Here is a 12,875-nt window from a genome sequence, read left to right on the forward strand (position 1 = left end):
AAGGAAGGAACGAGGATCGGCGCCTGCGGTTGGAGCCGGCGAACGCAATGCATCAGCCAAGAACCGCCGCCACTATCGCTGCCCGACGTCCCGCCCGGCCTCGCCATCAGTCGAGCACGATCATCACCGGACGGATCAACCTGTAGCTGTTGTGATTGTTTTGGGAAGGAATTGGCTCCATGAAGGCAACGATCGAACAAAGAACGACCGCCAGCAATCTCGACCTGCTCGACCGCTACTGGCGCGCCGCCAATTACCTTTCGGTCGGCCAGATCTATCTTCTCGACAATCCGCTGCTCGGCGAGCCGCTGCGCAAGGAACACATCAAGCCCCGCCTGCTCGGCCATTGGGGTACCACACCGGGCCTGAATTTCGTCTATGCCCATCTCAACCGGGTCATTCGCGCGCTTGATCTCAACGTCATCTACATTTGCGGTCCCGGACATGGCGGTCCGGGCATGGTGGCGAACACTTATCTCGAAGGCACCTACAGCGAGATCTATCCCGACATCGGCCGAGACGCGGACGGTCTGCGCAAACTGTTCCGGCAGTTTTCCTTCCCCGGCGGTATCCCAAGCCACGCGGCACCGGAAACGCCCGGCTCCATTCATGAAGGTGGTGAACTCGGCTATTCGCTGGTCCACGCCTATGGCGCGGCGTTCGACAATCCGGATCTGATCGTGGCCTGCGTCGTCGGCGACGGCGAGGCGGAAACCGGTCCGCTTGCTGCATCGTGGCACTCGAACAAGTTCCTGAATCCCGCGCGTGACGGAGCGGTGCTGCCGATCCTGCATCTCAACGGCTACAAGATCGCCAATCCGACGGTGCTCGGGCGGATGGGCGACGAGGAAATCCGCAACCTCTTTCGCGGCTACGGACATGAGCCGCTTTTCGTCGAGGGCGACGATCCGATGCCGATGCATCGCGCCATGGCCGCTGCCCTGGACGAGGCGCTTGCAGCCATTCACAAGATCCAAACCGAGGCGCGTGGCGGCAAACGATCGGAGCGGCCGCGCTGGCCGATGATCGTGCTGCGCAGTCCAAAGGGCTGGACCGGACCGAAGGAGGTCGACGGGCTCAAAGTCGAGGGCTTTTGGCGCGCGCACCAGGTGCCGATCGCGCAAGTCCGCGACAACCCCGCGCATCTCAGGCTGCTTGAAGACTGGATGCGCAGCTACCATCCCGAGGACCTGTTCGACAAGGATGGTGCGCTGATCCCGGAGCTCCAGGCCCTCGCCCCGACCGCGAACCGCCGCATGGGCGCCAATCCGCACACCAATGGCGGCCTTCTGAAACGTGAGCTCCGGCTGCCGGATTACCGCGCATTTGCCGTCGACGTGAAGAATCCGGGTCAGACGGTCGCCGCAGCGACCCACGAGCTCGGAAAATACCTGCGCGATGTCCTCAAGCTGAATGCGGATGCCGGCAATTTCCGCATCATGGGGCCTGATGAAACCGCCTCGAACCGGCTGGATGCCGTGTTCGAAGCCACAGACCGGGTCTGGATGGAGCCGACCGAGCCGTATGATGTCCATCTCGCTCAAGACGGCCGTGTCATGGAAGTCCTCAGCGAGCACCTCTGCCAAGGCTGGCTGGAGGGCTATCTATTGACCGGACGTCATGGCTTCTTCTCCTGCTATGAAGCGTTCGTCCACATCGTGGATTCAATGTTCAACCAGCACGCAAAATGGCTGAAGGTCTCGCGCCAATTGTCGTGGCGGCGTTCGATCGCCTCGCTCAACTATCTGCTGACGTCGCATGTCTGGCGCCAGGATCACAACGGCTTCAGCCACCAGGATCCCGGCTTTGTCGATCTGGTCACCAACAAGAAAGCCGACATCGTCCGTGTCTATTTTCCGCCCGACGCCAACACGCTGCTATGGGTCGCCGATCATTGCCTGCGGACCTACGATCGGATCAATGTCATCGTCGCCGGCAAACAACCGTCCGCGCAATGGCTTTCGATGCAGGACGCCGCCACTCATTGCGATGCCGGCATTGGCATCTGGACGTGGGCCGGAACCGAGGATGCCACACGCGAGCCCGATGTCGTGATGGCTTGCGCGGGTGACGTTCCGACGCTGGAGACGCTCGCCGCCGTTGATCTGCTGCACAAGGCCCTCCCCGACCTCAATATCCGCGTGGTCAACGTCGTCGACCTGATGACGCTGCAGCCGAGGCAACAGCACCCTCATGGCCTCAGCGATCGCGACTTCGACAGCCTGTTCACGCGCGATCGCCCCGTCATATTCGCCTACCACGGCTACCCATATCTGATCCACCGGCTCACCTATGGCCGGGCCAATCACGACAACATGCACGTGCGCGGCTTTGTAGAGGAAGGTACGACGACCACACCTTTCGACATGGTCGTTCTCAATGGGCTCGACCGCTATCATCTCGCGATCGAGGTGATCGAGCGCGTGCCGGGGCTCGCCACCAGGGCCGCACAGATCAAGCAAGGATACCGGAACGCCTTGATCGCGCATACGCGATATGTGCGCGAGCATGGCGAGGACATGCCGGAGGTTCGAGACTGGGTCTGGCCGAACGGCACCGGCGGCGCCACACCTGCCAAATCCGGCGGTTGAGCCATGTCGACGTCCGATGCGGTTCTGGTCGTCAACTCCGGCTCGTCGAGCATCAAGTTCGGCGTTTTCGATGCTTCGCATACCGATCCTGCGCTGCTCTGCAAAGCACAGATCGACGAGCACGAGGGCGCGTCGCGATTGGTCTTCACCGACCCAGCCGGCCGCGCGTCGTTCGCGTTGGAGCAAGCCGAACCAGATGCGTCGCCCGATCGGCTGTTCGCCGATGTCCTGGCACGGATCGAACATCATCTCGGCGAGCGGCTGCGTGCCGTCGGGCATCGCGTCGTACACGGCGGCCGCGAATTTCCGCGACCGGTCGAAGTCAATCGGACGGTGCTTGCCGTCCTCGACGCCCTCACCCCGCTGGCGCCGCTGCATCAGCCTCGCTGCCTGACGCCAATCCGGGCAATCAGCGCGATCCGGCCGGAACTGATGCAGGTCGCATGCTTCGACACGTCGTTCCATCATGGCATCGCGCCGCCCGTCAATCGGTTTGCGATCCCGAGACATCTCGAACGCGCCGGCATTCGGCGCTACGGCTTTCACGGCCTCTCCTTTGAATATGTCGCAGGCCGCCTTGCCGACATCTCGCCGGAGTTTTCCGCGAAGCGCACCGTGGTGGCGCATCTCGGTAATGGCGCGAGCCTTTGCGCCATGCGCAACGGCCGGAGCATCGACACCACGATGGGTCTGACGCCTCTCGACGGCCTGGTCATGGGGACCCGTTGCGGCACGATCGATCCGGGCGTTCTGCTTTACCTCCAGCAGCGGCACGGCATGTCGGTCGACGACCTTGAGCAGCTGCTTTATCACCAATCGGGCCTGCTCGGCGTTTCGGGCGTGTCCTCCGACATGCGTGTCTTGCTCGCAAGCCAGGAGCCCGCCGCGAAGGAAGCGGTTGATCTCTTCACGTTCCGCATCGCGCAACAAGTCGCCGCGATGGCTGGCACGCTGGGCGGATTGGAATGCCTGGTGTTCACCGGCGGCATCGGCGAGCACGCGAGCGAAGTTCGCACCCAGGTCTGCGAACGCCTGCGATGGCTGGGTGTCCAGCTCGATCCATCCGCCAACACCGCGGCACAGCTGCACATTGCTTGCGAGGACAGTTCGGTGGACGTGCTCGTCATGGCGACAAACGAGGAAGCAGCGATCGCTCGCCACTGCGCAGCCTTGATCTCGGGAACCTAGGATCGACGAGAGGCGCTCCTGCGGCAGTGGCCGCATCGATGCTTGAAGGACCGTTTCCTTGAGCCGGACGTTGATGTCCCGGAAACCGAAATCGGCAACGGGAGAACGATGATGCCGGAACGAAAGACGATGCAAAAGGCCAGACAGGACCGGCGCGCGGGAAAGTCGACGACCACCCAGGCGGGCGAGTTCGTGCACGAGGAAATTCGCAACGTTCGCCGTGGCAAGCACGGAGCGCGATCTTCCAAACAGGCCATTGCAATCGGCCTGTCGAAGGCGAGGCGCGCGGGCGTTCCGCTTCGTCCCCCCAAGAAAGGCACGGCCAAGGCGACCACCCGCAAGAGCGCGACGTACGCCTATGAGGCGGGCCAGGGCAAGCGAAAGACCAGACGCAGGCCGCGCGTCTCGCGAGCGGTGTCCAACGTCCTGAAACGGGAACCGCGCAGCGCGGCGTCGCACACGGCGCTGTCGAAACAAACGCGGCGCGCGGCCTCGCGGCGTTCTGCATCGGCCCGCTCGGCCGCGGCACGCAAGGCGGCAAAAACCAAGGGATCGGCCGTCCGTTCGGCCGCAGCAAAGAAAGCAGCCCGCACCAGAGCGCGACGGCGAAAGTGAGCCCGGCGGTCCGAGAGGACGATGGCGATTCACATAGGCAAATGCGGACACCGGCGATGGGCGCATGATAGCCACTACCTGCTCGATCTCGACAACGGTGCAGGCGGATGACCCCAGCGTCGGCCCCAGGGCCCGCAAAGGTGCCGGGGTCGTCTCCGCACTGCAAAGGCCCTGACGCTTCGGCCCGGCGTCAGGGCCTTGGCCATTCCGAAGCCTGGAAGGCTCTTGAACGACACGCATCAGCGCCCCTCGAAGCGCGGCTTCCGCCGTCCGAGGAAGGCCGCGACGCCTTCCTTGTGATCCTCGGTCAGGCTCGCCAGCGCGAACTGGTCGAGGTCCATGTGGCTGGCAAGATCGTCGAGCGCATGCGCGAGCCGGTTGACCGTCAGCTTGGTCATCGCGACGGAGATCGGCGGCTGGGCGGCGACCTTGGCCGCGAGCGCCATCGCGGCGTCATATGACTTTCCAGGATCGGTCACCTGCTCCACCAGGCCCCACTCGTAGGCCTCCTCGGCCGAGATTCGGTCGTCGGCCAGGATCACCGCCTGCTTGGTGCGCGCCGGTCCCATCAGATGCAGCATGCGCGGCACGCTCTGCCAGCTCATGTTCATGCCGAGCGCGATTTCCGGCACCCGCATATGTGCGTCACGCGCCATGACGCGGAAATCCAGCGCGACCGCGAGTGCCACGCCGCCGCCGACGCAAAAGCCCTCAATCGCGCCGATCGTGACCTGCTCCATGTCCTGCCAGGCGCGCGTCAGCCGCGGCCCGAGCTTCAGGTGCCGGCGCAGCGAGCCCATGTCCATGGTCTGGCGCGAACGTCCTTCGGCATCCTTGAGGTCGAAGCCGGCGCTGAACGATTTGGCGCCGCCGGTCAGCACCACCACCGAGGTCTCGCCATCGTCCTCGAAACTGCGCGCCGCGTCAGTCAGTTGCCGCAGTGCCTCCGGCGACAGCGCGTTGATACCGTCGCCGCGGTCGAACCGCACCACGGCGATGCGGCCGTCCGGCCCGAGGCCCTTCTCGATCGTCACATAGTCAACCACGCATACCTCCCCGCTCGCATTCTTGTGTACTGCCTGCCTCGACATAGCACGACGGTTTCGCCTATTCTGTGGGCATGAGCGACCATGATCATCACCACCACGATCACGACCATTCCGAACTGTCGGAGACCGAACTGCGCGTCCGCGCGCTGGAATCGATCCTGACCGAGAAGGGCTATGTCGAGGCTGCCGCGCTCGACGCCATCGTGCAGGCCTACGAGACCAAGATCGGCCCGCATAACGGCGCCCGGGTCGTCGCCAAGGCCTGGACCGATCCCGCCTTCAAGAAGGCGCTGCTCGAGGACGCCAGCAAGGCGGTCGGCACCCTCGGCCATGTCAGCCGAGTCGGCGACCATCTGGTCGCGATCGAGAACACACCCGGCCGCCACAACATGGTCGTCTGCACATTGTGCTCCTGTTATCCCTGGGAAATGCTCGGGCTGCCGCCGGTCTGGTACAAGGCCTCGCCGTATCGCTCGCGCGCGGTCAAGGATCCGCGCGGCGTGCTCGCCGATTTCGGCGTCAGCCTGCCGAAGGAGACCGAAATCCGGGTCTGGGATTCGACCGCGGAGACGCGCTTCCTGGTGCTGCCGATGCGGCCCGAAGGCACCGAGGGCTGGAGCGAAGACCAGCTCGCCGAGCTGGTGACGCGCGATTCCATGATCGGCACCGGCTTTCCCAAAAGACCGGGAGCGCCGTCATGAACGGCGTCCACGACATGGGCGGCATGGACGGGTTCGGCAAGGTCGAGCCCGAGCCGAACGAGCCGATGTTCCATGAGGAATGGGAATCCCGGGTGCTCGCCATGGTCCGCGCGATGGGTGCGGCCGGCGCCTTCAACATCGACGCGTCGCGCTTCTATCGCGAGACCCTGCCCCCGCAGGTCTATCTGTCGAGCTCTTACTACAGGAAATGGCTGCTTGGGCTGGAAGCCCTGCTGCTCGACAAGGGCTTCATCTCGAACGACGACGTCGCCGCCGGGCATTCCGTCGCGCCGGCGAAATCGCTCAAGCACGGCAAGTTCTCCGTCGCCGATGTCGAGCGCGTGATGGTGCGCGGCAAGTTCGGCCGCGCCGCGCCGGGACCTGCGAAATTCAAGGCCGGCGATCGGGTGCGGGCGAAGAACATCCATCCCGCCACGCACACGCGGCTGCCGCGCTATGTGCGCGGTCACGTCGGGGTGATCGAGCGCGATCATGGCTGTCACGTGTTTCCCGATACGGTGGCCAACGACGCCGGCGAGCATCCGCAATGGCTCTACACCGTCGTGTTCGACGGAAGCGAGCTGTGGGGACCGGACTCCGATCCGACCATCAAGGTCTCGATCGACGCGTTCGAGCCGTATCTGGAGGCCGTGTGATGGATGCAGGTGCCGCCGCGCGCGCCACCAGCGCCGTGTCCAGCATTCCCCGCGACCAGGACGGCCCGGTGTTCCGCGCACCGTGGGAGGCGCAGGCGTTCGCCATGGCCTTGACGCTGCATGACCGCGGCGTGTTCACCTGGACCGAATGGGCTGCGGCACTCGCCGACCAGATCAAGCGCGCGCAGGCGGCCGGCGATCCCGACACCGGCGAGACCTACTACCAGCACTGGCTCGCGACGCTCGAACATCTCGTCGCCGCCAAGGGCGTCACGACACCGGAGACGCTGCACCGCTACCGCGACGCCTGGGACCACGCCGCCGACCGCACCCCGCACGGCCAGCCGATCGTGCTGACGGCGGCGGATTTTGCGTAGCGCTCGCCCGATTCTCTCCCCGTCGTCCCTGCGAAAGCAGGGACCCATACTCCGCGGCGGATATTGTGTGAACGCGACTTGTCGTTCCACCATCGCTCAACAATGACCATTCGTGGTTATGGGTTCCGGCCTTCGCCGGGACGACGATGGGGATGAGTTCGCGATTCAAGGCGCCATACCTAGCGCTGTCAGCACCCGCGCATGCCTGGTAATCCAGCATTCCAGAGATTGAGCCGAGAAGCCGCAGCGCACCGGATGACCCAATCGAGCCGCACCTGCGCTATTTCTGTATAATAGAAGAGTACCGTTGAGTTGCCCGACGTGTCAAGTTGCCGTGTCGAACGCCAGCAGCCGCCGACTCCTTTGCATGGGGTTGTTTTCGATATTTTGGCCGTGCGCCCTGCGGGGCCATCAGCCCACGGTTACGGGCCACCCTGCGCGACGTACTCCCGCCACCCCTTGGCCCGCAGGCTGCAGGCCGGACATTCGCCGCAGCCATAGCCCCAATCGTGCTGCGCGCCGCGTTCGCCGAGATAGCAGGTGTGCGAGTGCTCGCGGATCAGGTCGACCAGCCCTGCTCCGCCGAGCTCGTGCGCGAGCCGCCAGGTCGCGGCCTTGTCGAGCCACATCAGCGGCGTGTGCAGCTCGAAATCCCTGGCCATGCCGAGATTGAGCGCGGACTGCAATGCCTTGATGGTCTCGTCGCGGCAATCCGGGTAGCCGGAATAGTCGGTCTCGCACATGCCGCCGATGATGTGGCGGATGCCGCGCCGATAGGCCAGCGCCCCCGCGAAGGTGAGGAACACGAGGTTGCGGCCGGGCACGAAGGTGTTCGGCAAGCCGTCCGCGCCCATTTCGATCGCGACGTCGCGGGTCAGCGCGGTGTCGGAAATCTCCGACAGCGTCGGGATATCAAGCGTGTGGCTGTCGCCGAGCTTCGCGGACCATTCCGGCCGGACCCGCTTGATCCCGGCCAGCAGCTGGTCCCGGCAATCGAGCTCGATCGCGTGGCGTTGGCCATAGGTGAAGCCGAGCATCTCGACGCGGGCAAAGCGCGACAAGGCCCAGGCAAGGCACGTGGTGGAATCCTGGCCGCCGGAAAACAGCACCAGCGCGGTGTCGGAAGCGTTCTGATCGGTCATGGAACGCGATTTAGCACCTGACGGCGCCGTGGCCAATCCGTGGACAGCGCCGTGTTTCCGGCGTGTTTTGCTGGGATCGGGAGGGGTGTTTTGGCATAAAGCCAATACCTCTTTGATGCCGGTGCCCCATGACCCCATGCCGCGACATTTCCCGCCTGATCGAGATCATGGCCGCGCTGCGCACGCCGGTGACCGGCTGCCCATGGGACCTCGTGCAGAATTTCGAGACCATCGTGCCCTACACGATCGAGGAGGCCTATGAGGTTGCGGATGCGATCACGCGCGGCGATCTCGACGATTTGCGCGAGGAGCTCGGCGACCTCCTGCTGCAGGTGGTCTATCACGCCAGGATGGCCGAGGAGCAGAACGCGTTCGCGTTCGGCGACGTGGTCGAGGCGATCACCAGGAAGATGATCCGCCGTCATCCGCACGTCTTCGCCGACAAGGACGGCAATATCCAGCCGGCCGGCGTCAAGAGCGCCTGGGAACGGATCAAGGCCGAGGAGAAGGCCGAGCGCGCCGCGCGGCGGCCGCCCGAAGAGACCGCGCACAAATCGCTGCTGGCGAGCGTGAAGGCGGGCCTGCCTGCCCTGACGCGCGCGATGGAGTTGCAGCGCAAGGCGTCCACCGTCGGTTTCGACTGGAACGACCCGCGCGCGGTGCTCGCCAAGATCCGCGAGGAGGCCGATGAGATCGAGGCCGCGCTCGACCGCAACGACAAGGCGGAGATCGCGGAGGAAACCGGCGACCTGATGTTCGCGCTGGTCAACCTCGCCCGCCACGTCGACGCCGATCCGGAAACCGCGCTGCGCGCGACCAACGCCAAGTTCGAGCGGCGCTTCGCCTATATCGAGAAGGCGCTGGCGGCGAAGGGACGTTCGCTCGATGGTGCGTCGCTGGAGGAGATGGACGCGTTGTGGAATGAAGCGAAGAGCGCAAACACCGCTGTCGTCCCGGCGAAAGCCGGGACCCATACCGCGTGATCTAACTGTGACTGACGGTGACAGTCCCGCGCAAACGCGGAACTGCGACCGTGCTCAACGATGAGGGCCGGTGGTTATGGGTCCCTGCTTTCGCAGGGACGACAATGAGTGTGCGGGACAGGACTGCCTCTTCCACAACTGGCTCACAACAGCGTCCCGCGCAGGATCACCGCGGCAACGCCGAAATAGATCACGAGGCCGGTGACGTCGACCAGTGTCGCGACGAACGGCGCGGAGGCGCTGGCCGGGTCGAAGCCGATGCGTTTGAGGATGAATGGCAGCATCGAGCCGCACAGCGATCCGAAGGTGACGATGCCGATCAGCGCGACACCGACGGTCGCAGCGACGAGCACCCAATGCGGGCCGTAGTCGAACAGGCCGAGCGTCTGCCACAGCGTAATTCTGACGACGCCGATCAGGCCGAGAATGGCGCCGAGCACGATACCAGTCGGCACCTCGCGCACGGCGACACGCCACCAGTCGCGCAGCCGCACCTCGTGCAGCGCCAGCGAGCGGATCAACAGCGAGGTTGCCTGCGAGCCGGAATTGCCGCCCGAGCTCATGATCAGCGGGATGAACAGCGTCAGGACGATCGCCCTCTCGAGCTCGCTCTGGTACGACTGCATTGCGGTCGCGGTCAGCATTTCCGACAGGAACAGCGCGCACAGCCAGCCGGCGCGCTTCTTGATCATCTCGCCGAAACCGATCCGCAAATACGGCTCGTCGATCGCTTCCATGCCGCCGAACTTCTGGGCGTCCTCGGTCGATTCCTCGACGATGGCATCGATGACGTCGTCGACCGTGACGATGCCGAGGATATGGCCTGGGCCGTCGACGACGGCGACGGCGAGCAGGTCGTAGCGCGAGATCAGCCGCGCCGCCTCCATGCGGTCGGCCTCCGGCGAGATCATCAGCGGCTTCCGCGCCGGCGCCGCGGTCAGCACATTGGCGTGCGGATCGCCCGAGATCAGGCGACGCAGCGGCACGGCCTGGATCAGGGTCTTCTTGACTGGGTCGATCACGAAGATCGAGTAGACGGTCTCGCGGGTACGCTCGACCATCCGGATGTGATGCAGGACCTCGGCGATGGTCCAGCTCGAGGGCACGCTGACGAACTCGGTCGTCATGATGCTGCCGGCGCTGCGCTCGGGATAGGCCAATAGCCCCGAGATGACGTTGCGGGTCTCCGGATTGAGCCCATTCAGCAGCGTGGTGCGCAGCGGCTCGACCAGCTCCTTGAAGATATCGGCGGCACGGTCGTCGGAGACGCCCGACAGCAGCGAGACCGCGGTATCTTTCGGCAGCTCGGCGAGGATCTCGCAGGTGTTGTCGAGCCCGGGCAGGTCGAGCACCTCGATCGCCTTCTCGGCCGGTAGCGATCGCAGCAGCTTCGCGGCATCCGCGGGCTCGCGGGCATTGAGCGCCTCGACGATTTCGGGCGCTCGCTCGTGGGCAAGATCACCGCTCTGGCCGGCGAGCGTCTCTTTCGTGATGGTTTCGCTGGTGTCCTGCATCGATCCGCCTCGGCTTTGCGTTCTGCAGCGCAATGAACCAAGGCGGCGCGGATTTCAAACAGAAAGTGCGACGCCACGTCGCAGGCGCATCGGCGCCCTGCAACGTCACGGCATCGTCATATTTCGAAAGATTGCAGGGACCGTATTCGAGGGCTTACGCCTCGTAGGGGACGGCGGCGAACCGGCTCATCACGATGTCGCGCTTGGTCTCGTCGACGCGCACCGTCATGTCGAAGCGCTCGCCATGCAGCTCCTTGTTCAGGACCTCGGCATTGCGGTGCAGCCAGCTGATGCCGGCGCCATCGGAGGCATCGATCGAGAGATTGAGCGTCGCGCACTTGGCCGCGAGGCGATCCTCGATCGCGGCGAGCAGCGCATCGATCCCCTCGCCTGTTGCGGCCGAAACCAGGAAGCATGGCCGCTCCAGCGGACGGCGCGCGGCGATATTGCCCAAATTGTCCCGCTCCTCGGGATCGAAGCGGTCGATCTTGTTCCAGACCTCGATGATACGCTGACCGCCGTCGGCGTCGGGATCGATGCCGAGCCGGCGCAACACTGCCTCAACGTCGCGCTCCTGCGCCTCCGCATCCTCATGGGAGATGTCGCGAACATGCAGGATGATGTCGGCTTCCAGCACCTCTTCCAGCGTGGCGCGGAACGCGGCCACGAGCTGGGTCGGCAAATTGGAGATGAAGCCGACCGTGTCGGAAAGCATCGCCTTGCCGCCATGCGGCAGGTTGAGCGCGCGCAGGGTCGGGTCGAGCGTCGCAAACAGCATGTCCGCTGCCTGCACGTCGGCGCGGGTCAGGCGGTTGAACAGCGTCGATTTGCCGGCATTGGTGTAGCCGACCAGCGCCACCACGCGATACGGCACGCGCTGGCGGCCGGCGCGATGCAGCCGACGCGTCGCCTGCACCTTCTTCAACTCGCCTTCGAGCTTGGTGATGCGCTCGCTGATCAGGCGGCGGTCGGCCTCGATCTGGGTTTCGCCGGGGCCGCCCATGAAGCCGAAGCCGCCACGCTGGCGCTCGAGATGGGTCCAGGACCGCACCAGGCGGCTGCGCTGGTAGTTGAGATGGGCGAGTTCGACCTGCAGCGCGCCTTCCTTGGTCTTGGCGCGGCGGCCGAAGATTTCCAGGATCAGGCCGGTGCGGTCGAGTACCTTGGTGCTCCAGGCCTTCTCGAGATTGCGCTGCTGGATCGGCGACAGCGCGCAATCCATCACCACGAGTTCGACCTGGTTGCTGGCGACGAGCCCGTTGATTTCCTCGACCTTACCCTTGCCGAGGTAGGTCGCGGGCCGGATCTGACTGATCGGCGCGATGACCGAGTCCACCACACTGAGGTCGATCGCACCGGCGAGGCCGGCGGCTTCCTCGATCCGCGCTTCATAGTCGCGGACAGAGGAAGCCGTTTGCGCATCGCCGTCGCCACGGCGCGTGCGCAGGTACGGGCCGATGACGATCACCCGCCCGGTGCTGCCGTCCCCCGCCGACCGCGCACGGTCGGCGCCCCCTTCACGATTGAAGGGTTCCAATCAGTTCACTCTCAAGCCGGTGCGTCCTCACCACCTTCGAACAACTGAATCGGAGCTCCGGGCATGATGGTCGAGATCGCGTGCTTGTAGACCAGCTGCGAGTGACCATCGCGCCGCAGCAGCAAGCAGAAATTGTCGAACCACGTGACAATGCCCTGCAGCTTTACTCCGTTGACCAGAAATATCGTCAGTGGCGTCTTGGTTTTACGAACGTGATTAAGGAAGGTGTCTTGTAGATTTTGTGCGCGGTCTGCCGCCATTGTTTTTGTCCCGCAAGCTTGTGCTTCTTTTTATTGAACCGGTTGCTGCCTGACGGAGCCTCCTCCGGCCGCCCACCTGCCACGAGATCCCCCTCCGGCAGGCATAGCGGTAGGATTAGAGGCTACGCGCGGTTTTTAGGCAAGCCAGTTCGCGGTGCAGTCGGTAGGAACACGGTGGCAATTCTAAGAAAGTGCGGGGAAAGAGACGAATATTCTCGTGGAGAGTGGATAAATCCCCGGTTGTACCGGCCCCGCCCTCGCC

General features: G+C 64.5%; 12 protein-coding genes. 7 read left to right on the forward strand and 5 right to left on the reverse strand.

The genetic code is table 11. The features are described from left to right. Positions 1–179: 179 nt before the first annotated feature. The 3 genes from QA639_RS23070 to QA639_RS23080 are packed head-to-tail and all read left to right on the forward strand — an operon-like array spanning position 180 to position 4,394. A complete protein-coding gene (locus QA639_RS23070) occupies positions 180–2,591 on the forward strand; it encodes a phosphoketolase family protein (RefSeq protein ID WP_283087481.1) in 2,412 nt (803 codons plus the stop codon). A gap of 3 nt (positions 2,592–2,594) precedes the next feature. Continuing rightward, complete coding sequence (locus tag QA639_RS23075) at positions 2,595–3,779, forward strand: acetate/propionate family kinase (RefSeq protein WP_157348904.1); 1,185 nt, start codon at positions 2,595–2,597, stop codon at positions 3,777–3,779. 42 nt (positions 3,780–3,821) lie between these two features. Then, positions 3,822–4,394 (forward strand): DUF6496 domain-containing protein, encoded by a 573-nt coding sequence (locus QA639_RS23080; RefSeq protein WP_244978909.1) that lies wholly within the window; start codon positions 3,822–3,824, stop codon positions 4,392–4,394. Between the two features lie 239 nt (positions 4,395–4,633). Here the strand turns inward: QA639_RS23080 and QA639_RS23085 are convergent, their stop codons facing one another. Beyond that, on the reverse strand, positions 4,634–5,440 hold the full coding sequence (locus tag QA639_RS23085; RefSeq protein WP_283087482.1) for an enoyl-CoA hydratase/isomerase family protein: 807 nt from the start codon (positions 5,438–5,440) through the stop codon (positions 4,634–4,636). Between the two features lie 74 nt (positions 5,441–5,514). On the opposite strand from QA639_RS23085, the gene nthA reads away from it, so the two are divergent. The 3 genes from nthA to QA639_RS23100 are packed head-to-tail and all read left to right on the forward strand — an operon-like array spanning position 5,515 to position 7,177. Further along, positions 5,515–6,144 (forward strand): nitrile hydratase subunit alpha, encoded by a 630-nt coding sequence (gene nthA / locus QA639_RS23090; RefSeq protein WP_028331964.1) that lies wholly within the window; start codon positions 5,515–5,517, stop codon positions 6,142–6,144. Continuing rightward, positions 6,141–6,800, forward strand: coding sequence for a nitrile hydratase subunit beta (gene nthB, locus QA639_RS23095; protein WP_028331963.1), 660 nt, complete (start codon positions 6,141–6,143; stop codon positions 6,798–6,800). Before nthA ends, nthB begins: the two co-directional genes overlap by 4 nt. Next, on the forward strand, positions 6,800–7,177 hold the full coding sequence (locus QA639_RS23100; protein ID WP_028331962.1) for a nitrile hydratase accessory protein: 378 nt from the start codon (positions 6,800–6,802) through the stop codon (positions 7,175–7,177). Before nthB ends, QA639_RS23100 begins: the two co-directional genes overlap by 1 nt. A 422-nt stretch (positions 7,178–7,599) precedes the next feature. On the opposite strand, the gene queC is transcribed toward QA639_RS23100, so the two are convergent. Then, positions 7,600–8,319, reverse strand: coding sequence for a 7-cyano-7-deazaguanine synthase QueC (queC, locus tag QA639_RS23105; protein ID WP_028344025.1), 720 nt, complete (start codon positions 8,317–8,319; stop codon positions 7,600–7,602). Positions 8,320–8,447: 128 nt separating this feature from the next. Here queC and mazG point away from each other — a divergent pair, with 128 nt between their 5' ends. Further along, positions 8,448–9,302, forward strand: coding sequence for a nucleoside triphosphate pyrophosphohydrolase (mazG, locus tag QA639_RS23110; protein ID WP_157348906.1), 855 nt, complete (start codon positions 8,448–8,450; stop codon positions 9,300–9,302). A gap of 143 nt (positions 9,303–9,445) precedes the next feature. On the opposite strand, the gene mgtE is transcribed toward mazG, so the two are convergent. The 3 genes from mgtE to hfq form a co-directional block, all read right to left on the reverse strand. After that, positions 9,446–10,816 carry a magnesium transporter gene (gene mgtE, locus QA639_RS23115; RefSeq protein ID WP_157348907.1) on the reverse strand — a complete coding sequence of 457 codons (1,371 nt, stop codon included), beginning with the start codon at positions 10,814–10,816 and terminating at the stop codon, positions 9,446–9,448. 154 nt (positions 10,817–10,970) lie between these two features. Beyond that, positions 10,971–12,353, reverse strand: coding sequence for a GTPase HflX (gene hflX / locus QA639_RS23120; RefSeq protein WP_157348908.1), 1,383 nt, complete (start codon positions 12,351–12,353; stop codon positions 10,971–10,973). An 11-nt stretch (positions 12,354–12,364) separates the two neighbouring features. Further along, entirely contained in the window at positions 12,365–12,613 is a 249-nt protein-coding gene (hfq, locus tag QA639_RS23125) for an RNA chaperone Hfq (protein WP_006020546.1), read from the reverse strand. Positions 12,614–12,875 lie beyond the last annotated feature (262 nt).

The organism is Bradyrhizobium pachyrhizi, assembly GCF_029714545.1.
Lineage (GTDB): Bacteria > Pseudomonadota > Alphaproteobacteria > Rhizobiales > Xanthobacteraceae > Bradyrhizobium > Bradyrhizobium pachyrhizi.